General features: G+C 63.1%; 24 protein-coding genes and 1 tRNA gene. 19 read left to right on the forward strand and 6 right to left on the reverse strand.

Annotated features, from left to right (window positions below; genetic code table 11):
- The first annotated feature begins 58 nt into the window (after positions 1-58).
- The 8 genes from OOJ09_RS12880 (at position 59) to OOJ09_RS12915 (ending at position 4,300) form a co-directional block, all read left to right on the forward strand.
- Entirely contained in the window at positions 59-832 is a 774-nt protein-coding gene (locus OOJ09_RS12880; RefSeq protein WP_269905577.1) for a phage tail tip lysozyme, read from the forward strand.
- Positions 829-1,032: a hypothetical protein gene (locus OOJ09_RS12885; RefSeq protein WP_269905578.1), complete on the forward strand. Its 204-nt coding sequence runs from the start codon at positions 829-831 to the stop codon at positions 1,030-1,032. The genes OOJ09_RS12880 and OOJ09_RS12885 overlap by 4 nt, the downstream gene beginning before the upstream one ends.
- Before the next feature lies 1 nt (position 1,033).
- Complete coding sequence (locus tag OOJ09_RS12890; protein WP_269905579.1) at positions 1,034-1,276, forward strand: ABC transporter permease; 243 nt, start codon at positions 1,034-1,036, stop codon at positions 1,274-1,276.
- Entirely contained in the window at positions 1,258-1,455 is a 198-nt protein-coding gene (locus OOJ09_RS12895; RefSeq protein ID WP_269905580.1) for a hypothetical protein, read from the forward strand. The genes OOJ09_RS12890 and OOJ09_RS12895 overlap by 19 nt, the downstream gene beginning before the upstream one ends.
- Complete coding sequence (locus tag OOJ09_RS12900) at positions 1,455-1,781, forward strand: hypothetical protein (protein ID WP_269905581.1); 327 nt, start codon at positions 1,455-1,457, stop codon at positions 1,779-1,781. Before OOJ09_RS12895 ends, OOJ09_RS12900 begins: the two co-directional genes overlap by 1 nt.
- Positions 1,782-1,803: 22 nt before the next feature.
- Positions 1,804-1,892 (forward strand) — tRNA-OTHER (locus OOJ09_RS12905).
- Between the two features lie 834 nt (positions 1,893-2,726).
- Positions 2,727-2,945 carry a hypothetical protein gene (locus OOJ09_RS12910; RefSeq protein ID WP_269905582.1) on the forward strand — a complete coding sequence of 73 codons (219 nt, stop codon included), beginning with the start codon at positions 2,727-2,729 and terminating at the stop codon, positions 2,943-2,945.
- Between the two features lie 674 nt (positions 2,946-3,619).
- Positions 3,620-4,300: an outer membrane protein gene (locus OOJ09_RS12915; RefSeq protein WP_269905583.1), complete on the forward strand. Its 681-nt coding sequence runs from the start codon at positions 3,620-3,622 to the stop codon at positions 4,298-4,300.
- Between the two features lie 214 nt (positions 4,301-4,514).
- On the opposite strand, the gene dprA is transcribed toward OOJ09_RS12915, so the two are convergent.
- From dprA to OOJ09_RS12935, 4 genes are read right to left on the reverse strand one after another with little or no spacing between them, the layout of a single operon-like run.
- On the reverse strand, positions 4,515-5,654 hold the full coding sequence (dprA, locus tag OOJ09_RS12920) for a DNA-processing protein DprA (RefSeq protein ID WP_269905653.1): 1,140 nt from the start codon (positions 5,652-5,654) through the stop codon (positions 4,515-4,517).
- A gap of 17 nt (positions 5,655-5,671) precedes the next feature.
- Entirely contained in the window at positions 5,672-6,259 is a 588-nt protein-coding gene (gene plsY / locus OOJ09_RS12925; protein ID WP_269905584.1) for a glycerol-3-phosphate 1-O-acyltransferase PlsY, read from the reverse strand.
- Between the two features lie 57 nt (positions 6,260-6,316).
- The gene (locus tag OOJ09_RS12930; RefSeq protein WP_269905585.1) at positions 6,317-7,603 is read right to left on the reverse strand and encodes a dihydroorotase; all 1,287 of its coding nucleotides are present in this window, start codon (positions 7,601-7,603) and stop codon (positions 6,317-6,319) included.
- The gene (locus OOJ09_RS12935) at positions 7,600-8,565 is read right to left on the reverse strand and encodes an aspartate carbamoyltransferase catalytic subunit (RefSeq protein WP_269905586.1); all 966 of its coding nucleotides are present in this window, start codon (positions 8,563-8,565) and stop codon (positions 7,600-7,602) included. The genes OOJ09_RS12930 and OOJ09_RS12935 overlap by 4 nt, the downstream gene beginning before the upstream one ends.
- Before the next feature lie 176 nt (positions 8,566-8,741).
- On the opposite strand from OOJ09_RS12935, the gene OOJ09_RS12940 reads away from it, so the two are divergent.
- The 3 genes from OOJ09_RS12940 to OOJ09_RS12950 all read left to right on the forward strand — a co-directional run bounded on the left by OOJ09_RS12940 (position 8,742) and on the right by OOJ09_RS12950 (position 11,464).
- Positions 8,742-10,370, forward strand: a complete 1,629-nt coding sequence (locus tag OOJ09_RS12940) for a DNA alkylation response protein (protein ID WP_256752778.1) — start codon at positions 8,742-8,744, stop codon at positions 10,368-10,370.
- Between the two features lie 195 nt (positions 10,371-10,565).
- A complete protein-coding gene (locus tag OOJ09_RS12945) occupies positions 10,566-11,123 on the forward strand; it encodes a hypothetical protein (protein ID WP_269905587.1) in 558 nt (185 codons plus the stop codon).
- The gene (locus OOJ09_RS12950) at positions 11,123-11,464 is read left to right on the forward strand and encodes a DUF6105 family protein (protein WP_269905588.1); all 342 of its coding nucleotides are present in this window, start codon (positions 11,123-11,125) and stop codon (positions 11,462-11,464) included. Before OOJ09_RS12945 ends, OOJ09_RS12950 begins: the two co-directional genes overlap by 1 nt.
- Here OOJ09_RS12950 and ruvX read toward each other — a convergent pair.
- The gene (gene ruvX, locus OOJ09_RS12955) at positions 11,382-11,888 is read right to left on the reverse strand and encodes a Holliday junction resolvase RuvX (protein ID WP_269905589.1); all 507 of its coding nucleotides are present in this window, start codon (positions 11,886-11,888) and stop codon (positions 11,382-11,384) included. The two genes, OOJ09_RS12950 and ruvX, sit on opposite strands and share 83 nt — an antisense overlap.
- Positions 11,889-12,011: 123 nt before the next feature.
- On the opposite strand from ruvX, the gene OOJ09_RS12960 reads away from it, so the two are divergent.
- The 6 genes from OOJ09_RS12960 (at position 12,012) to OOJ09_RS12985 (ending at position 16,508) form a co-directional block, all read left to right on the forward strand.
- Positions 12,012-12,719 carry a metal-dependent hydrolase gene (locus OOJ09_RS12960; protein WP_269905590.1) on the forward strand — a complete coding sequence of 236 codons (708 nt, stop codon included), beginning with the start codon at positions 12,012-12,014 and terminating at the stop codon, positions 12,717-12,719.
- Between the two features lie 24 nt (positions 12,720-12,743).
- Positions 12,744-13,160, forward strand: a complete 417-nt coding sequence (locus OOJ09_RS12965) for a hypothetical protein (protein ID WP_269905591.1) — start codon at positions 12,744-12,746, stop codon at positions 13,158-13,160.
- A gap of 104 nt (positions 13,161-13,264) precedes the next feature.
- Positions 13,265-13,552 carry an Asp-tRNA(Asn)/Glu-tRNA(Gln) amidotransferase subunit GatC gene (gene gatC, locus OOJ09_RS12970; protein WP_269905592.1) on the forward strand — a complete coding sequence of 96 codons (288 nt, stop codon included), beginning with the start codon at positions 13,265-13,267 and terminating at the stop codon, positions 13,550-13,552.
- A gap of 7 nt (positions 13,553-13,559) precedes the next feature.
- Positions 13,560-14,015 carry a GNAT family N-acetyltransferase gene (locus tag OOJ09_RS12975; RefSeq protein WP_269905593.1) on the forward strand — a complete coding sequence of 152 codons (456 nt, stop codon included), beginning with the start codon at positions 13,560-13,562 and terminating at the stop codon, positions 14,013-14,015.
- The gene (locus OOJ09_RS12980) at positions 14,015-15,580 is read left to right on the forward strand and encodes an amidase (RefSeq protein ID WP_269905594.1); all 1,566 of its coding nucleotides are present in this window, start codon (positions 14,015-14,017) and stop codon (positions 15,578-15,580) included. Before OOJ09_RS12975 ends, OOJ09_RS12980 begins: the two co-directional genes overlap by 1 nt.
- A 130-nt stretch (positions 15,581-15,710) precedes the next feature.
- Entirely contained in the window at positions 15,711-16,508 is a 798-nt protein-coding gene (locus OOJ09_RS12985; protein WP_269905595.1) for a YdcF family protein, read from the forward strand.
- Here OOJ09_RS12985 and OOJ09_RS12990 read toward each other — a convergent pair.
- A complete protein-coding gene (locus OOJ09_RS12990; RefSeq protein WP_269905596.1) occupies positions 16,457-17,200 on the reverse strand; it encodes a DUF599 domain-containing protein in 744 nt (247 codons plus the stop codon). The two genes, OOJ09_RS12985 and OOJ09_RS12990, sit on opposite strands and share 52 nt — an antisense overlap.
- 176 nt (positions 17,201-17,376) lie before the next feature.
- Between OOJ09_RS12990 and OOJ09_RS12995 the strand changes: the two genes are divergently transcribed.
- Entirely contained in the window at positions 17,377-18,780 is a 1,404-nt protein-coding gene (locus OOJ09_RS12995) for an L-serine ammonia-lyase (RefSeq protein WP_269905597.1), read from the forward strand.
- Between the two features lie 92 nt (positions 18,781-18,872).
- Positions 18,873-19,310 (forward strand): DUF1489 family protein, encoded by a 438-nt coding sequence (locus OOJ09_RS13000; protein ID WP_269905598.1) that lies wholly within the window; start codon positions 18,873-18,875, stop codon positions 19,308-19,310.
- The last annotated feature ends 117 nt before the right edge of the window (positions 19,311-19,427 follow it).

Consider the following 19,427-nt stretch of genomic DNA (forward strand, 5'->3'; position numbering starts at 1 on the left):
TGCAGTTGACGATTCACAGTCGGCCTTACCCTGCCTGCAACCATAGGAGGTTTCAGGCATGGCGAAGGGCAAGGCACAGGATCTGTTTCGTTCGAAGGCGCCGTGGATCATGGCGCTGTTGATGCGGGATTTTCCGCTGCAGGTGGATGACGCGGCGGCGATCCTCGGCAATCTCGGGCACGAGAGCGGCGGCCTGGCGACGCTGCAGGAAGAAAGCCCGACCGTGCCCAGCTCGCGCGGCGGCTATGGCTGGGCGCAGTGGACCGGCCCGCGCCGGCGCTCCTTCGAAGCCTATTGTAAGCGGGTCAATCTCAACCCGGCCCTCGACCAGGCCAACTACGGCTTCCTGTTTTCGGAGCTGAAAGGCCCTTACCGGAAGGCGCTCGACAAGCTTGCCGCCGCCAGGACGCTGCAGGCCAAGGTCAAGGCGTTCGAGCTGGTCTACGAGGCCGCCGGCGTCAAGCACTATGACAGCCGCAACCGGTGGGCGGCCATCGCGCTGGAAGCATACCACGCCAGCACCCCGACGCTGCCCACATGGGCGCTGCCCGCAGGGAAGCCCGCCAGCGCGCAAGAGCAGGCTCCGACGACTTCGGACACCGCCCCAGCCGCGAAACCCGCTCCCAGCGCCCCGCCCGTGGCGAACAGCACGCAAGCGAGGCCGGCCGCACCGGCGAAAAAGAAATGGTTCGCCGGAATCGTCGCCGCGCTCGGCATCGGCGGCGGCGCCGGCGCGGCTGGCTGGCACACCGGCGCATGGCTCCTGTTCGCCGTCCTCGCCCTAGCGCTGGTCGTCGCCGTCGCTGTCTGGCTGCACGGGAGGAAGGCATGACCGGGCTCATCATCCGCATCGGCCTGCGCTACGGCGCCGGCTTCCTCGTGGCGCGCGGCCTGCTTGGCGCCGACGATGCCGCCGGCTTCTCGACCGACCCGGACATCGCAGCGGCGATCGAGGCCGGCGCCGGCGTGGCAGTCGGCGCTGTGGTCGAAGGCTGGCACTATCTCGCCCGCCGCTTCGGCTGGGAGCACTGACATGCAGCTGGTGCCGATCATAGCGCCGCTGATCGAGAAAGCCGTGCCCTACCTGCTGCTCGGCTTGGCCGGGCTGTTGGGCCTGTGGCGGCTCTATCGCAAGGGCAAGACCGACCAGAAGGCGGCGCAAGCGGCCGAGGAGGCCAAGGCCCGCGCCGTCGCCGACAAGGTTGACATCGAGGTCGGCGCGCTGCCGGCCGACAAGGTACGCCAGGAGCTGAAGACGTGGGACCCAAAGCAGTAGCGCTGGTGCTGCTGCTGGCGCTCGCCGGTTGCCCGGCGACTTCCGGCAGCTTCTGCGACGTGGCGAGGCCGGCGCGCCTGTCGGCCGCCGCCGTCGATGCCCTGACCGACGCCCAGGCGAGCACGCTCCTGGCGTATAACCGCAAGGGCGAAAAGCTCTGCGGCTGGAAAGCCCACTGATGGACGGCGGGTTGATCCTCGCCTTGCTCGGAGCTGCCGGCACCATCGTCGCGATCGTGTCGGCAATCGTAGCGTCTCATCGCACCACGTCCGACAAGATCCAGAAGGGCGACGACGCCCTGCACGATCGCATCAACCGCGTGCGTGACGAATATGTGCGCCGCATCGACCTCGACAGCCACATGTCGCGCATCGAAACCAACGTCAAGGAACTGCGCGAGGAAGGCCGCGAGGGCAACCGCGAAATCAACCGGCGCCTCGACCAGGTACTGACGACATTGCAGCCGCAAATCGTGCCGCCACCGCCGCCGCGCCGCCGATCGTGAGGCGACAGGACCGTGCGATTTTCGCGCGGCCGATTTTGTAACGTGTTGATTTCTTTGAATTATTGACGAACTTTTAATCAGTAGGTCATGGGTTCGAATCCCATCGCGCTCACCAATAAAATCAATAAGTTAGCGTTAGATCTGGCGTTATCTCATGCGCCGTGAAGGTTTATCGGAATTACCAGTGCTTCCAGGGTTTTCCCGAGGATTTCCAGCTGTTGGCGGGGATTCGGTGGCGCATGAATGGCGCTGGGCGGCAGGGGCTCGTTAGCTCGATGCGCCAGATAGGAATCTGCGTCTACCATCTTTCATGATGCTCGCCGCTTCTTTCAAACAATCCATAAATTGCCGATATTTATATTAGCAATCGCGCAACTAAGTGGGGTGACGATACGAGTGCCGTGCTAACCCGTGGTGTTGCCATGCAAAGCGATTTCGCTGTAGCGCGAGAGCTTTTGGAGTGCGCACAAAACCGCCTATGCGGCCAAGACGAAACGAGCCGGAGCGTCTGTGCGAGGCTTGACGTGATGATTGAAGAAATAGCGGCCGCAGAATTCCAGAAGGCTCCGTTGTTGACGATCGTGCCGTTTCCGCGAACGCGGCTGCCGCATAGTCGGTAGGCCTCCTATCAAGGCCTAGCCGGAGCCACCAACGCTCCGATGATGCAAAACCAACAAGCTCGCGCCATGCTCGACATCATGAAGGGGCGCATGGCGGGCAAGGATGCGTTCTAACCCACATTCGCAAGCCGAGGCCGTGTAGCCAGGTTTCAAGAAACAGCATCCGGCGTAGCATTCGCACTGGCGGTAGAAATGGGCCAACGTGCTTTCGCCGGTATTTGCGCTGTCCACGCTGCCCTTCCAGTATTCCTCGCGGATTATATTAGGCGCATCTGATGGGATTATTTAACCTGTTGCAGCTTACCATACTGTGATGGTTGGCAACGTGGCGAACGAAGCATTGAGCGACGAATTCCAATACGGTAGGGAACGCAGGCGCCCACAAAGGGTTCGGCGACACCCGCTCAACTTTGTCTTCGACCCGTTCTATCCGATGATTATTGCCATCGTCTCTATCACAGCGGCCGTCTGGTATTTTGATATCCCGATCGCACGAATGATCGACTTGGATGCGGGCCATCTTTTGCGAAAATGGATTCACTGAAGGCAGAGGCCAGGCCGCTGGCCAGACCTATATTCCTGAACCTCTGTATCGGGTGGCTTCCTTCCACAATACGAGCGTAGGTCCCGGAGTGCGTCCTTTCACCTCAAAGTCGCGGCCTTTATAACTCCCCTCCGCAATCCACACCGTTTTTGAACGTTGATAGATCCTAATGCCCCGTGCGCTCGCCCGCGCACACAGTTCTGCGTCGTCTCGATGCATGGTTTCGGCTCCGTTGCCCACCCACGTGTAGCTGACGCAAAGAACATGCCGGACCAGTGTTGCAGCACGGTGTCGTGAGCCCTGACGTAAGGTAACATCGGATGCTCTCAATTGCGGGGAGGGTCTTTTGAGGCATGACAACCTCTGCCGAGCCGTCGCCACAACGGAGGATTATATTCCTCAAATTGATAGCGGGAGCAATCCAATGCTCCACATGACGTAACGTAAAGACTCAGATATGGCTGATGGCGTGGCGGATCCGAAACAGGACCGTCTGGCCGGCGCCAATTCAGGCAACCTCCCACTGAGTGGCGCCGGCCATTCTCAATATGTGTAAGTTGCATCGCTGCAACACTTTTGGGAAATACGGGACCTGAACCCTTCAGCTAGCTTCCGTAAGGGAATTCTTCTGATATATTCTAGTATAGATTTTGCGCATGGCGCGGGGACAGGCAATGAAATACATTCTTGCCGCAGCGATTCTGGGCACCACTTTTACGTCGGCTATGGCAGCCGATGTTGTAAATCAGCTTCCGGTTGCTTCCACGTATGATTGGACAGGTGCCTATATCGGCGGCCAGATCGGTTACGCTTGGGGCCGAGACCATATCCAAGACGAAGACCTCACAGACGGCTCTTCGGATTACTCGGATAGCTTCAGGGTCCGTGGAGTCACCGGAGGTGTTTTTGCCGGCTATAATATGCAATGGGGCAACATCGTCGGCGGCATCGAAGGCGATATCGAGGCCTCCGGAATTGTCGGCCACAATCCGGACTGGCCGTTTGGCAGTGATGACAATACCCATGTCAACGCCCAAGGCTCATTGCGCGGGCGCTTGGGCTATGCCTTCGACAATTGGCTGCCCTATGTCACCGGTGGTTTGGCGCTGGGAGATATTCGCACGAAGTTCGAGGATGGCGCGGCGACGGATTCCAAGTCGGAAGTCAGAGCTGGCTGGACGATCGGCGCTGGCGTCGCCTACGCTTTCAACAAAAACTGGGTCGGTCAGGCCGAATATCGTTATACAGATTTCGGGAAGGTCACGACTGTCACCGACAACACTGACCCGGGCTGGGAAGAGCACGAACACGTCAAGACCAACGAGCTCCGGATCGGGATCGCTTATAAATTCTGATTTGATTCTGTTCCAAGGCTAGACAGTGGTCAGCACCGCGCCAACCCGGCTTCTAGAACTGCTCACGACGTAGGTGGTTCTTGGCTCGTCGATCGATGCGTTCATACTTCTCGTCCCCGCTCGTTCCTAAACTACCATGAGCTGGGCCTGTTCAGCGGGGTCGACCAGCACGCCGGCAACGATCTTCTGTGGCAGAATCCCGGCCGCCAGCACGTCAGACGGAAGAGCTTCCAAAAATCAGCGAGACATTGCCGCCGGCATGGCGCTCCAGCCGGCCGGCGAGGTCGAGTTCGAGCAGAACCATGAAGACCTGGGCCGGGTGCAGGCCGGTGTGGCGGATGATCTCGTCGACCGGGACCGGCGTCGGGCCGAGCGCCTCGATCACCTTGGCGCGGTCGCTCTCACCGGGTGGCGTTGCGGCCGAGAAGTCGGGCGGCTCCTCAAATGGCGGCACTTCCGGCGCCCGCATGCCGGTCAGTGGGGCGATCGCCCTGGAAATGTCGGACGCTTCGGTAACCAGCGTGGCGCCGTCCTTGAGCAGGCCGTTGGTGCCGGCGGCGCGCGGATCGAGCGGTGAACCGGGCACGGCGAAGACCAGCCGGCCCATCTCGCCGGCAAGCCTGGCGCTGATCAGCGAACCGGAACGTTGTGCTGCCTCGACCACGACCAGCCCAAGGGCGGCACCGGCAACAAGGCGGTTGCGGCGCGGAAAATCCTGGGCGCGCGGCTGCCAGCCGAACGGCATCTCCGAGATGATGGCGCCGCGCTCGGCAATATCCTCGCACAGGCCGGCATTCTCGGGCGGGTAGGGCAGGTCGAGACCTCCCGCCAGCACTCCGATCGTGCCGGTCGAGAGGCTGCCCTGATGCGCCGCCGTGTCGATGCCGCGCGCCAGGCCGGAGACGATCGAGTAGCCGTCGCGGCCGAGATCCGCCGCCAGCATGCGCGCCATCTTGATGCCGGCCAGCGATGCGTTGCGCGCACCGACGATGGCGACTCCGGGCAGCCGGAACACGGCCGCATTGCCCTTGATCGCCAGCAGCGGCGGCGGATTGTCCATGCTGCGCAGCAGCGGCGGATAGTCTGGCTCGCCAATGCCGACAAAGCGTGCGCCCGCCCGCCGCGCTGCCTCCAGCTCCGCTTCGGCTTCGGCAACTGGAGTGATGCGGGCGATCCTGCTGGCACCACCGGAAATCATCAGTTCCGGCAGTATTTCCAGGGCCACCTCGGCCGAACCAAAGCGGTTGATCAGGTCGCGAAAGGAGGCGGGGCCAACATTCTGGGTGCGGATCAGCCGCAGCCAGCTCAGCCGCTGCCGGTCGCTGAGGCGCGGCCCGGCGGACGGCTCGCTCACCCCGGTGGCGCAATCGCTCACCCCTTGGCTCCGATCTTGCCCTCCGCGCCGGCAAGCAGGCGTGAAATGTTGGCCCGATGCTTGATGAAGACGATGATGCTCATCACCACGAACAGGCCGGCAATCCGCGGCGTGCTCAGGAGATAAAGCGCGATCGGCACGACGACGGCCGCCGTCAGTGCCGCCAGCGAGGAGTAGCGGAAGAGGTATGCCATCACCAGCCAGACGACGGCGAAGATCAGCGCCACCTGCCAGGCAAGGCCGGCCAGGACGCCGAGATAGGTGGCGACACCCTTGCCGCCCTTGAAGCCCAGCCATGCCGGGAAGAGATGGCCGAGAAAGGCGCCAAGGCCGGCCCAGATCGCCAGGTCAGGCGCGAAATGGCCTGCAATCAGCACGGCGGCGGTGCCCTTCAGCGCGTCGAGAAGCAGCGTCGCGGCGGCAAGCCCCTTGTTGCCGGTGCGTAGCACATTGGTGGCGCCGATATTGCCGGAGCCGATCTTGCGCACGTCGCCCAGGCCGGCGGCGCGCGTCAGCAGGAGCCCAAACGGGATCGAGCCCAGGAGATAGCCGAACACCAATGCTAGGATCAGGCTGTAAGTCATTGTTTCCCCCGCATTTCCCCTGGCCAACCGGATCAGGTTCGACGCCCCGTTCCCGGTCTATGCCGAGTACACTGTGCGGCCCGCAACTAGCGTTTGCAAGACCTTGCCCTGCAGTCGCGCACCTTCGAAACAGGTGTTTTTCGAGCGTGAGCGGATGCCACTTTCGCTGACGATCCAGGGTTCGTCCAGATCGACCAGTGCAAGATCGGCGATTGCCCCTGGTCTCAGCGTTCCGCCGGCCAGTCCGAACAGTTTTGCCGGCGCGGTGGACAAGGTCTCGATCAGTCTGAGCAATGGCACATCGCCATTGTGGTAGAGCCGCAAGGCCGCGCCCAGCAGGGTTTCCAGCCCGATGGCGCCGGCCGCCGCGTCGGCAAAGGGCAGGCGCTTGGTGTCGACGTCCTGCGGGTCATGCGAGGAGACGATGATGTCGACTGTGCCGTCCCTGACCGCCTCGATCATCGCCAGCCGGTCTTCCTCGGCGCGCAGCGGCGGCGTCAGGCGGAAGAAGGTGCGGTACTCGCCGACGTCGTTTTCATTGAGCGACAGATTGTGGATCGACACGCCCGATGTCACGGTTGCGCCGTCGGTCTTCGCTCTCTTCACGGCGTCCACCGCCATCGCCGTCGATATCTTTGCCGCGTGGTAGGAGCCGCGCGTCAGCCGCGCCAGCGCCAGATCGCGCTCCAGCGGGATGGATTCGGCTTCACGCGGAATGCCGGAAAGACCGAGCCAGCTGGCATAGAGGCCTTCGTTCATGACACCTGATGAAGCAAGGTCGGCATCCTGCGTCTCATGCACGATGGTGGCGCCGAAATCGCGCGCATAGGTCAACGCACGGCGCATCACCAGCGCACTGCCGATGGTGTGACGGCCGTCTGTGAAGGCGACAGCGCCGGCCTCGCGCAGCAGGCCGAACTCAGTCATCTCGCGACCGTCGAGGCCCTTGGTGATCGCCGCAGCCGGAAAGACGTTGACGATCGCCGTGTCCTTGGCCGTGCGCAGCACGAACTCAACCAGCGCCACATTGTCGATTACCGGATCGGTATCCGGCATCATGACGATGGAGGTGACGCCGCCGGCCGCCGCCGCGACACTCGCCGAAGCGATGGTTTCGCGATGCTCGCCGCCCGGTTCGCCAATGAAGACGCGGCCATCGAACAGGCCTGGAATGATCGCCTTGCCGGCACAGTCGACGACGGCGGCTCCCTCGGGGGCGCCCTGGTTCAGCGCCGCCTTGCCGGCAGCGACGATTTTTCTGCCGTCGACAATGACGGTGCCAACCTCGTCGATGCCGCGCGAGGGGTCGACGATGCGGGCGCGCTCAAAGACCGTTATGCTCATGCGCCGCGGCCCTCGTGGTTGCGGCGCGGGTCGAGCAGCGCTTCCATCACCGCCATGCGCACGGCGACGCCCATCTCCACCTGTTCCTGGATGACGCTTTGCGGGCCGTCGGCGATTTCCGAGGCGATCTCGACGCCACGGTTCATAGGCCCGGGATGCATCACCATTGCATCGTCCTTGGCAGCCTTCAGCTTTTCGGCATCGAGGCCGAAATAACGGAAGTATTCGCGCACCGAAGGCACGAAGGCGCCTTCCATCCGCTCGCGCTGCAGGCGCAACATCATCACCACGTCGGCGCCCTTGAGGCCATCGGCCATCGAGCGTGTGACGATGACGCCCATCTTGTCGATGCCGGAGGGCAGAAGCGTCGAAGGCGCGACGACACGCACCTGTGCGCCAAGCGCATTGAGCAGCATGATGTTCGAACGTGCGACGCGCGAATGCAGGATGTCGCCGCAGATCGCCACGATCAGCTTCGACAGCGGGCCCTTGGCGCGGCGGATGGTCAGCGCATCGAGCAGCGCCTGTGTGGGGTGTTCATGCGCGCCGTCGCCGGCATTGACCACGGAGCAGCCGACCTTCTGCGCCAGAAGGGCGGCAGCACCCGCCGACTGGTGGCGGATGATCAGGATATCTGGCCGCATGGCGTTCAGCGTCATCGCCGTGTCGATGAGCGTTTCACCCTTCTTCACCGAGGAGCTTGCCACCGACATGTTCATCACATCGGCGCCGAGCCGTTTTCCGGCGAGTTCGAATGACGACTGCGTACGCGTCGAAGCCTCATAGAAGAGATTGATCTGGGTGCGGCCGCGCAGCGTCGAGGTTTTCTTCTCGGACTGCCGCGAGATCGCGACCGCTCGATCCGCCCTGTCGAGCAGAAGCTCGATATCGGCGGGGGAAAGGTCGCGGATGCCCAGAAGATGGCGGTGGGGGTAGAGCGGCAGGGACGAAGCGTCGGTCATCTCAAGGCGCTGCTATAGGGCGCGGATTTTGCGCCCGCAAGCGCCAGCTTTGGATTGAAGCCTTTCTCCCCGGTATTTTCGTCGCGCGCGCGGCAACGCTTGGCTATATCTAGCCGATGGCCTCGGATTCGTGGCTTTCCGACGATAAGGCCTTTCTACGGATAAAAGGATTGGGCGTGACCGACGACGTGACGAACCAGCCGCCGCCGCTGACGGGCGGCAACGCCTGGCGAGGCGATCCGTTGCTGATCCAGCTTGCCGAGCGTTTTTCCGATCCGGTGCGCAAGGATCTCGACGGGCTTGGCCGTTTCGTGTTGACGCAGGAGGCGCAGGAACTGGCCCGCCTCGCCAATGTCGAGACGCCGAAGCTCAGGACGCATGACCGCCAGGGACGGCGCATCGACCTGGTCGAGTTCCATCCCGCCTATCACGCCTTGATGCGCCGCTCGGTGGCGAACGGGCTGCATTCCTCGGTTTGGGAAAATGGTGACGCCGAGATCGGCCGCCGCCATCAGGTTCGGGCCGCCCGGTTCTACCTGACCGCCGAACTGGAGACCGGGCATCTTTGCCCGATCACCATGACCAGCGCTTCGCTGGCGGCGTTGATGGCTAGCCCGAAACTGTTTCGCGAATGGGCGCCGCGCGTGACGACGCGCAAATATGACCAGAGCCAGAAGCCGCCGGTCGAGAAGGCGGGGCTGACGCTCGGCATGGGCATGACCGAGAAACAGGGCGGCACGGATGTGCGCGCCAATGTGACAAGGGCGGAACGAGCCGGCAGCGGGTTCTATCGCCTGACCGGACACAAATGGTTCATGTCGGCGCCGATGTCGGACGCCTTCCTTGTGCTTGGACAGGCGCCGGAGGGGCTGTCTTGCTTCCTCGTGCCGCGCATTCTCGGCGATGGATCAGGCAACGGCTTTCGCTTTCAGCGGCTGAAGGACAAGCTCGGCAATCGTTCCAACGCTTCCTCCGAGGTGGAATTCGTCAACGCCATCGGCGAGATGGTCGGCGAACCAGGCGCCGGCGTGAAGACGATCATGGACATGGTGACGCTGACACGGCTCGACTGCGCGGTGGCGTCTTCCGCGATCATGCGCGCCGGCCTGGCCGAGGCCGTTCATCACGCCCGCCATCGCCAGGTGTTCGGCTCAACGCTGATCGAGCAGCCGCTGATGCAGCGCGTTCTGGCCGACATGGCGCTCGATGTCGCCGCCGCCACGGCGCTGTCGTTCCGGCTGGCGCGTTCCTTCGACGAAGCGGCAAGCGATCGCGGCGAGGCCGCGTTTGCCCGTGCCATGACGCCGGTCGTCAAATACTGGGTCTGCAAGATCTCGCCGCCGCTGCTCTATGAGGCGATGGAGTGTCTCGGCGGCAATGGTTATGTCGAGGAGGCGCCGCTCGCCCGCTACTATCGCGAAGCTCCGGTCAACGCGATCTGGGAAGGGTCGGGCAATGTCATGGCGCTCGATGTGCTGCGCGTGCTCGGCCGCGCGCCTGGTTTGTTCGAGGATGTGCTGGCCGGCATCGACCGCGATCTCGGCGCTGGCGGACGCGGCACGATCGGCGTGCTGAAGGCGGCGATGCAGGTCGCTGCGACCGACGAGGGTTCGGCCCGGCTGCTCACCGAACAACTGGCCCTGTCGGCGGCGGCGGCGGAATTGCGCCGGCTGGGAGCAGGGCGAATCGCGGATGCCTTCGTCGAGACGCGCTTGGCCGGTCAGTGGCGCAACACCTATGGCATGCTCGATTCGCGCCACGATGCGCGCATGATCATCGACACGCTCTATCCGCCGGTGAACTGAGCCACGAACGTCGCGCGAAACCGGTACACCGTCCTGATTCAAGGTGCTCGCCGGCGTCTTCGCAACACCCTGTGGATGGCCGTTAACCTTAACAAATGGTTTCCGTTGCGGCGACGGGCGGCAAAGCCCACTGTCTGGCGAGAGCACGGAATGGTTCAAATTGGCCATCCTTTGCTCCGCGAAGCAGGAACGCCGATGCGACACGTACTGAGCTCTTTTCTGGCCTTGCACTGGGCGATCGTTTTCGGCCTGCTCGCGCTCATCTGCATCGACGGAAATCGCGGTGTGGCGGCGGCGCTTGGCGTGCTGGGTGCCACCGTTGAGGGGACTCGCTTCGTCGATCTCGACAACGTCATCGTGGTGGCGCCACTCGCCACCGCATTGCTTGTCGTGGCGGTGCTGTTTTTCTGGGCCTTTGTCGAAACCCTGATCAACGACGCGACCAGCGCGGGCGCCGACAGCATTGCCCGCATCGCCTTCATCTCAGCCTCAGGCGTGTTGTCGCTGATCGTCATCGGCGGCGCCGCGCAAGGCATCAATGGGCTGCTCATGGCTGTCGCCGTGCAGTTGGCCGCGCTTCTGGCGTCCTATGTCGCCATGCTCACCGAACGACGGTCCGCGGTCGCGGCAGCCGCTTCGGGCGAGGGCGAGATCCGCGCCGTCGCCCACGGCATGGCAAAGGCGGCTGCGCACAACTCGCTGCTTTCACTCATTTCTGGCCGGACAGGGTCGAATCCGAAGGGAGGCCGCTGATGCGTTACGTCTTCGCATTGTGGGCGGCGCCGATGGCGATCTTCTGGGGCTGGTTCTATCTGTCGGCCAACGACATCAATTTCGGCTACGTCATGTTCAGCCGGCAGATGCACGACTTCTTCTTCCAGCTCTATGGTCAGATGCTCGGCATCGATCCAGCTATTATCCCCGGCATGGTGGCAAAGACGTGCATCTTCGACGGGCTTCTGCTGATGGCGCTGTGGGCGTTCCGCCGTCGCCGCGAAATCGCCGGCTGGATCAAGCAGCGCTGGGCGGCTCGGGTTCCGTTCGAGCAGACGCACCGAGCGACTGAAGCCGGTCCAGAACTCCCTGCAGAATAAAGGCCGCCGCCGCCGAATCGATCTTTCCGGCGCGCTTGCGGCGCGAGAAATCCATCTCGATCAGCGTTCTTTCGGCCGCGACCGTCGATAGTCTTTCATCCCAGAGCACGAAGGGCAGATCGCTCATCTGTGCCATGTTGCGGACGAAGGCGCGCGATTTCTGCGCGCGCGGCCCTTCCGACCCGTCCATGTTGATCGGCAGTCCGATCGCCACGGCGCCGACATTCTCCTTGCGCAGCAAGGCCAGCAGCACGGCGGCGTCGAGCGAGAACTTCCTTCGCAGGATGACCGGGCGCGGATGGGCGAAGGAAAACCTCTGGTCCGAAACCGCGACGCCGATCGTCTTGTCGCCGAGATCAAGTCCCGCCAGCGTTTTGCCGCCGGCAAGCCGCGCCGGCAATTCCTCGATGCTGATAACGCCCAACGGCTGTCCTTTGCCTCTCGACGCCGCGCGTTCTCTCAAACGGGCGACGGACACAGTAACCCTTTGATCTCAGGGCTATCGGCGTTCTATCCTCTGGCAAGGCAAAAATCGAGGAATGCATTCATGAAACTGACCTGGTACGGCCACTCGGCCTTCCGCATCGAAACCGCTGATGCAAAGATTCTCATCGATCCCTACCTGATCGGCAATCCCTCCTGGACGGGGGGCTGGGAAGGGCTGGCTGAGGGAGTGACGCACGTGCTGCTGACGCATGGACACAGCGACCATATCAGCGGCGCGGTGGAAGTGCTCGGCAAGAGCGGCGCCCAGCTGGTCGCCAATTTCGAGATCTGCATGTATCTGGTCGGCAAGGGCGTCAGCGACAAGAAGATCAACCCCGGCAACATTGGCGGCACCGTCGATTGCGGCGGGTTCACCACCACGTTCGTCCAGGCGCTGCACTCATCCTCGTTTCCGGACGAGGGCGGCCTGAACACCTATCTCGGCAATCCGGGCGGCCTTGTCCTGCATTTCCCGGAAGACAGGACGCTCTACCACATGGGTGACACCGACATTTTTTCCGACATGGCGCTGATCAACGAGTTGCACGAACCAAAGATCGGCATCGTGCCGATCGGCGACCGCTTCACCATGGGTGGCGCGGTGGCAGCTCTTGCCTGCCGCCGCTTCTTCAAGTTTGAAACGGTCATCCCTTGTCACTTCGGCACGTTTCCGATGATCGATCCGACCGCCGAGAAATTCGAGGCAGGCCTGGAAGGATCCGGTGTGAAGGTGGCATTGCCAAAGATCGGCGAGACGATCACGCTTTAGAAATAGAGAAAGCGGAATGAAACCATGTCCTTGAGGCAATCTCTTTGCGTGTCCATGTTTGTCGCGGCGTCGCCCGCGCTCGCCGCGGATGACTTCATCGACGGAGTCTATCTTCAGTCCGAGGAGCTTTGCGCACAGGCCAAAAAGGATACGTTGCAGACGCTGATCGACGCCGGCAACATCGTGCTTTCGGCACACGGGCTGCAGGGCGTCGAATACAATTGCGAGTTCGTGCAGATCAGCAAGGCGACGATTTCGCCAAGCTGGGCGGTGACGGCGATCTGCCAGGAACCGGGATATGTCTTTCCCGATGTCCTCTCGGTGACGCGGATGAGCGCGACGCAGCTCGATCTCGTGTCGGTCCGGCCCGTCGACGACGAGAGCGAGGCAAGCGGCAACAGCGGCAGCTACTATTTGTGTGAAGGCATTGCCCTTCCGTGACGATGTTGACCGAATAAGGTCGCCAGCGCCCCCCGGCACGATGCATGTTGCGCACCGCGCGCCGCGCCGCTATAGCCCGAACTGGTTTTCCCCGAGGCAAAAACATGTCCGTTGACCTTCAGACTGTGAAGCGCGTTGCGCGTCTCGCCCGTATCGCGGTGAGCGAAGAAGATGCCGAACGCATGACCGGCGAGTTGAATGCCATACTGGGCTTCGTCTCGCAGCTGAACGAGGTCGATGTTTCCGGTGTCGAGCCGATGACCTCGGTGACGCCGATGGAGATGAAGAAGCGCCAGGACGTCGTCACCGACGGCAACAAGGCGGCGGATATCGTCGCCAACGCACCGGCGACCGAAGAGAATTTCTTCCTCGTGCCGAAGGTCGTGGAGTAGCCGGCCCATGGCAATCGAGATCGCCATCGAAACGCCGCTGCAGGACGAGGTGCGCGGCCTGGTCGAGGAACTCAACGAAACGTTGCTCGAACTGACGCCGCCGGAGCACTGCTACCACATGACGGTCGAGCAGATGGCCGGTGAGGATACGACCGTTTTCATAGCCCGCGACAATGGCCTGGCCATCGGCTGCGGTGCGCTGAAGCGCCATGATGGCGGCGTCGGCGAGGTCAAGCGGATGTACACGCGGCCTTCGCATCGCGGCCGCAAGATCGGCGCCAGGATCGTCGAACGGGTCGAGGCGCTGGCGCGCGACGAGGGCCTGAAGCGCCTGGTGCTGGAAACCGGCGATCGTCATCCCGCTGCCTGGACCGTCTACGAACGTGCCGGATTTTCGCGCTGCGGCCCGGTGCTGGATTATCCCGATTCCGAGTGGTCGGTTTTTTACGAAAAGAGCCTTTGATGAGCGACCTGACCCAACTGACGATCTCCCAGGCCCGCGCCAGGCTGCGCGGCAAGGAAATTACCGCGACCGAGATCACCGAGGCCTATCTCGCGGCCATCGATCGTGCCAATCCGGCGCTCAATGCCTATGTCGCGGTGACCGGCGACAAGGCGCGCGACATGGCCAGGGCCTCCGACGCCAGGCTGGTCAAGGGCGAGGGCCGGGCGCTGGAAGGCATTCCGCTCGGCATCAAGGACCTATTCGGTACCGAAGGCGTCCACACCCAGGCCTGCAGCCATGTGCTCGACGGCTTCAAGCCGCGCTACGAATCGACCGTTACCGCCAATCTGTGGGCCGACGGCGCGGTCATGCTGGGCAAGCTCAACATGGACGAATTCGCCATGGGCTCGTCCAACGAGACTTCCTACTATGGGCCGGTCATCAACCCTTGGCGGCGATCGCGCCTCGATACGGTGGTGATGCCGACAACGCATCAGGGCGACGGCGGCTTCGTCTCCGCCGGCGGCACCAAGACCGCACGTACCCTGGACAATGCGCAGCTGGTGCCGGGTGGTTCTTCCGGCGGTTCGGCGACCGCTGTCTCGGCCTTTCTGTGCGCCGGCGCGACGGCGACCGATACCGGCGGCTCGATCCGCCAGCCTGCCGCCTTCACCGGCACCGTCGGCATCAAGCCGACCTATGGCCGCTGCTCGCGCTGGGGCATCGTCGCCTTCGCCTCGTCGCTCGATCAGGCCGGACCGATCGCCCGCGACGTGCGCGATGCCGCGATCCTGCTCGGATCGATGGCGTCCGTCGATGCGAAGGACACGACGTCGGTCGACAGGCCGGTGCCGGACTATGAGGCAGCGATCGGCAAGCCGATCAAGGGCATGAAGGTCGGCATTCCCAAGGAATACCGCGTCGACGGCATGCCCGAAGAGATCGAGGCGTTGTGGCAGAAGGGCATTGCCTGGCTCAGGGATGCCGGCGCCGAGATCGTCGACATCTCGCTGCCGCATACCAAATACGCGCTGCCGGCCTATTACATCGTGGCGCCCGCCGAGGCTTCGTCCAACCTCGCCCGCTATGATGGCGTCCGTTACGGGTTGCGCGTGCCGGGCAAGGACATCGTCGACATGTACGAGAAGACCCGCGCCGCCGGTTTCGGCCGCGAGGTCAAGCGCCGCATCATGATCGGCACCTATGTGCTGTCGGCCGGCTATTACGACGCTTACTATCTGCAGGCGCAGAAGGTGCGCAATCTGATCAAGCGGGATTTCGAGAATGTCTTCGCCGCCGGCGTCGACGTCATCCTGACCCCGGCAACACCGTCGGCCGCCTTCGGCATCGCCGACGAGGATATGGCCGCCGATCCGGTCAAGATGTACCTGAACGACATCTTCACTGTCACCGTGAACATGGCGGGCCTGCCGGGCATCGCCGTGCCCGCCGGGCTCGACGCCAAGGGGCTGCCGCTCGGCCTGCAGTTGATTGGCCGGCCGTTCGATGAGGAAACGCTGTTCCAGACCGCTGCCGTCATCGAGCAGGCGGCCGGCACGTTCCAGCCGCAGAAATGGTGGTAGGGTCGTTTCTCATCTAGCGCATGACCCCGAAAATCGGAATCGATTTTGGAAAGGATCATCCGCAAAGATTAAAGCGTTACAGCGTCCTTTGCGCGTCCAAAGGATGCGCGGCGCTGTAATGAGGTGAGGGATGTTCTTCTATCTTTCCAAGATCTTCTGGTTCTTCATCCAACCGCTCAACCTGACGATCTTCCTGCTGCTGGCGGGGCTGATCGCCGCGGTGATCGGCCGGCGGCGACTGGCCGCCACCGGCAGCGTGCTGGCGTTTCTGATCCTTGCGCTGTCGGCATGGTCGTCACTCGGCGCCATGATGCTCAACCCGCTCGAGCAGCGTTTTCCGCGCCCGCCGCTGCCGGAGAAGGTCGACGGCATCGTCGTGCTCGGCGGTGGCCTGGAAGGCGTCATCAACCTGGCACGTGGCGGCTACGAGCTGAATGCCGGCGGTGACCGCATGGTCGAGACGGCAATCCTCGCCCGACGCTTTCCCACGGCCAAGGTGGTCGTTTCCGGCGGCACCGGCGAGCTGTTCCTGGAAGGCGAGGGCGACGCCGATACGGCACCCCGATTGCTCGGCGCGCTTGGCGTGTCACCAGAGCGGCTGATCCTGGAGAACAAATCCCGCAACACCTACGAAAATGCTGTCTTCACCAAGGCGTTGATAACGCCGAAGCCCGGGGAAACCTGGCTGCTGGTGACCTCGGCCTTCCATATGCCGCGCGCCAAGGCGCTGTTCGACAAGGCCGGTTTTGCGACACTTCCCTGGCCGGTCGACTATCGCACTTCGGGGCGGGAAGGCATTGGCCTGTTCCGCGACAACCCGGCTGATTCGCTGCAAGCGACCACCGTGGCGATCCGTGAATGGATCGGCCTCTTCGCTTATTGGCTGTCGGGCCGGATCGACCAGCCGTTCCCGGCGCCGGGCGGCTGACCGATCACGGCGCGCCGCGCCGCCGAGAAGAACTGGCGCCGCACCAGGACGGCCAGCAGCAGAAGCGTCGACAGCACGAACACCGCCGGGTCGACGAACCAGCCGAGATAGCCGATCGAGAAGAACACGCCACGCAGGCCGGAGTTGAAATGCTTGCCGGCCAGCATGTTCATCTGCGCCGCACGCCACACCGCCGTCTCGGTGACCGGGTTGCGCGAGGCTTCACCGTGCGGGATCGGCACGGCGCCGATCAGGATCGTGCAATAGTTGAACAGCCGGTAGGCCCAGCCGAATTTGAAGAAGGAAAACGCCAGGATCAGCACCAGTCCGAACACCTTTATCTGAAAGGCCGCGCGCGATGGCGCGCCACCCAGGGGCAAGGTGCTGAGCACTTCAAGAACCCGGTCGGACGCACCGAGCAAGGCAAAGCAACCGCCGAGCGCGATCAGCGAGCTGGAGGCGAAGAACGCGGTACCTTGCTGCAGGCCGCTCATGATGGCGGTGTCGACGATGCGGATCTCGCGCTCGGCCATGGTGCGCATCCAGGCTTCGCGTTGCGCATTCATCGCCGTCGTCAGCGATACGCGGCTAACCAGCTTGCCGTCGGAGGCAAGCGTGTGCAGCACCCACGCAACGAGGAAGAAAGCCAGCGCAGCGAGATCAGCAGTCGAAAGGTTGAGGGAATCGCCCATGGGCTGAATTTATCACATTCAGCGCGATCGATTCGATGACCGGCATATGGCGATTGACAACCAATGTCGCTGCCGGAGCAAACAAGGTCGGCAGGTGCTGCGCCGCGATTTCCAAAAGAGCGGAAACATCGTGGGAATTCCTATATGTAGTCCTCGACGTGACTCCAGGAGACAAAGTGTTCCTTTCGGTTTTCGACCTGTTCAAGATCGGCATCGGTCCATCGAGTTCGCACACGATGGGGCCGATGACGGCCGCGGCGCGGTTTCTCGACGAAGTCGCTGGAAATGACTGGCCGCGTCCGGCCGGCGTGAAGGTCGACCGTCTCGCCGCCAGTCTGCATGGCTCGCTCGCCTATACCGGCATCGGCCACGGCAGTGACCGCGCCGTCATTCTCGGTCTTGCCGGTCTTACGCCGCAGACTGTCGATCCCGATCAGGCTGACGGCATTGCCAGCCGCATCACCGCCGAGAAGCGCATTTCTCCACCCGGCCACCCCTGCTACCGTTTCGACCCGGCCACCGATCTGGTGCTGGACCGCAAGACGCCGCTCACCGGCCATGCCAACGGCATGGCCTTCTATGCCTATGACGCCGGCGACCGCCTGCTGCTCAAGCGCATCTACTATTCGATCGGCGGCGGCTTCGTGGTTTCTGAAGAAGAACTGCAGCGGATGAAAGCCAAGGGGTCGGTGACGACCGAAGGCAAGAAAGTGCCTTATCCCTTCAAGAATGCCGTCGAGATGCTGGCGATGGCCGGCAAAAGCGGTCTCTCCATCGCCGACATGAAGCGCGTCAACGAAGAGACACAGATGTCGCGCGAGGAGCTCGACGCCGGCCTCGACGGCATCTGGAGCGCCATGAAGGGCTGCATCGACCGCGGCCTTTCGCAGGACGGCATCATGCCGGGCGGGCTGAAGGTGCGCCGGCGCGCAAGAATGCTGCACGACAAGCTGCAGGAGCAGTGGCAGCAGAACAAACCCAATCCCTTGCTCGCCAACGACTGGCTGTCGATTTATGCGATGGCCGTGAATGAGGAGAACGCCGCCGGTGGGCGCGTGGTCACCGCGCCGACCAACGGTGCCGCCGGCACGCTGCCGGCGGTTCTGCGCTACTGGCTGCATTTCCATCCCGAGGCCGACCAGCCGAGCATCCGCGACTTCCTGCTGACGGCGGCGGCCGTCGGCGGCATCATCAAGACCAATGCCTCGATTTCGGGTGCCGAAGTCGGCTGCCAGGGCGAGGTCGGGTCCGCGTCAGCGATGGCCGCGGCCGGCCTGTGCGCGGTCATGGGCGGCACGCCCGAACAGGTCGAGAACGCCGCCGAGATCGCGCTCGAACATCATCTCGGCATGACCTGCGATCCGGTCGGCGGGCTTGTCCAGGTGCCGTGCATCGAGCGCAATGCGCTGGGCGCGGTCAAGGCGGTGACGGCCGCGTCGCTGGCCATCAAGGGTGACGGCGTCCATTTCGTGCCGCTCGACGCGGCAATCGAAACGATGCGCCAGACCGGCCTCGACATGAACGAGAAGTACAAGGAAACCAGCCTTGGCGGGCTCGCGGTCAACGTCGTCGAGTGCTGAGAGTCCTGTCAGGCTTGATATCTGTGGATTGGCACTGTGGAGAAGTCCGTCAGGCCGTTGACGCGTCGGCGTCCCGGACTAAACCTTAGCGAATGGCTCTCAACATTCTGAAACTCTGCGTCGGCTGCGACAGCGTCGAGGATCTCGAGGAATGGATCGAGTTCCGTCTCGACGAACGCCGCCGGGCCGGTGAACCGGTCGAACACTGGCATACCACGCGCATGGTGCCGACGCGCGGTGCCGAGGTCACCGATGGCGGTTCGCTCTACTGGGTGATCAAGGGCAATGTGCAATGCCGCCAGCTGATCACCGAGATCCGGCCGTTCACCGACAACGAAGGCATCGGCCGCTGCCATCTGATTCTGGATCCGCAAGTCGTGCGCACCGACTGGCAGCCGCGCCGGGCCTTTCAGGGCTGGCGCTATCTGAAGCCATCGGATGCACCGCTCGATCTTGGCAAGGGCAAGGCTGGGCTGGTCGAGATGCCGCCGAAACTCCGGCGCGAGCTTGCCGATCTCGGCTTGCTGTAGGACATCACGCCGAAGCGTTTGCCTGCCCCTGTCGGCGCTGGAGCCATTCCATCCCGATGGAATGGGATGGGGTTCGTTTGAACATGATCTCTTCCCGCAGTTTGCTGGCCCTCAATC

Origin of the sequence: Mesorhizobium qingshengii, from assembly GCF_027563465.1 — a bacterium.
Lineage (GTDB): Bacteria > Pseudomonadota > Alphaproteobacteria > Rhizobiales > Rhizobiaceae > Mesorhizobium > Mesorhizobium qingshengii_A.

Excerpts from the sequence above, each read along its gene's own strand:
- OOJ09_RS12890 (WP_269905579.1), top strand. The coding sequence starts at position 1,034 with ATGCAGCTGGTGCCGATCATAGCGCCGCTGATCGAGAAAGCCGTGCCC.
- gatC (WP_269905592.1), top strand. The coding sequence starts at position 13,265 with ATGTCCGTTGACCTTCAGACTGTGAAGCGCGTTGCGCGTCTCGCCCGT.
- OOJ09_RS12915 (WP_269905583.1), top strand. The coding sequence starts at position 3,620 with ATGAAATACATTCTTGCCGCAGCGATTCTGGGCACCACTTTTACGTCG.
- plsY (WP_269905584.1), bottom strand. The coding sequence starts at position 6,259 with ATGACTTACAGCCTGATCCTAGCATTGGTGTTCGGCTATCTCCTGGGC.
- OOJ09_RS13000 (WP_269905598.1), top strand. The coding sequence starts at position 18,873 with ATGGCTCTCAACATTCTGAAACTCTGCGTCGGCTGCGACAGCGTCGAG.
- OOJ09_RS12935 (WP_269905586.1), bottom strand. The coding sequence starts at position 8,565 with ATGACCGACGCTTCGTCCCTGCCGCTCTACCCCCACCGCCATCTTCTG.
- OOJ09_RS12960 (WP_269905590.1), top strand. The coding sequence starts at position 12,012 with ATGAAACTGACCTGGTACGGCCACTCGGCCTTCCGCATCGAAACCGCT.
- OOJ09_RS12965 (WP_269905591.1), top strand. The coding sequence starts at position 12,744 with ATGTCCTTGAGGCAATCTCTTTGCGTGTCCATGTTTGTCGCGGCGTCG.
- OOJ09_RS12930 (WP_269905585.1), bottom strand. The coding sequence starts at position 7,603 with ATGAGCATAACGGTCTTTGAGCGCGCCCGCATCGTCGACCCCTCGCGC.
- OOJ09_RS12885 (WP_269905578.1), top strand. The coding sequence starts at position 829 with ATGACCGGGCTCATCATCCGCATCGGCCTGCGCTACGGCGCCGGCTTC.
- OOJ09_RS12945 (WP_269905587.1), top strand. The coding sequence starts at position 10,566 with ATGCGACACGTACTGAGCTCTTTTCTGGCCTTGCACTGGGCGATCGTT.
- OOJ09_RS12980 (WP_269905594.1), top strand. The coding sequence starts at position 14,015 with ATGAGCGACCTGACCCAACTGACGATCTCCCAGGCCCGCGCCAGGCTG.
- OOJ09_RS12950 (WP_269905588.1), top strand. The coding sequence starts at position 11,123 with ATGCGTTACGTCTTCGCATTGTGGGCGGCGCCGATGGCGATCTTCTGG.
- OOJ09_RS12990 (WP_269905596.1), bottom strand. The coding sequence starts at position 17,200 with ATGGGCGATTCCCTCAACCTTTCGACTGCTGATCTCGCTGCGCTGGCT.
- OOJ09_RS12900 (WP_269905581.1), top strand. The coding sequence starts at position 1,455 with ATGGACGGCGGGTTGATCCTCGCCTTGCTCGGAGCTGCCGGCACCATC.
- OOJ09_RS12985 (WP_269905595.1), top strand. The coding sequence starts at position 15,711 with ATGTTCTTCTATCTTTCCAAGATCTTCTGGTTCTTCATCCAACCGCTC.
- OOJ09_RS12880 (WP_269905577.1), top strand. The coding sequence starts at position 59 with ATGGCGAAGGGCAAGGCACAGGATCTGTTTCGTTCGAAGGCGCCGTGG.
- OOJ09_RS12975 (WP_269905593.1), top strand. The coding sequence starts at position 13,560 with ATGGCAATCGAGATCGCCATCGAAACGCCGCTGCAGGACGAGGTGCGC.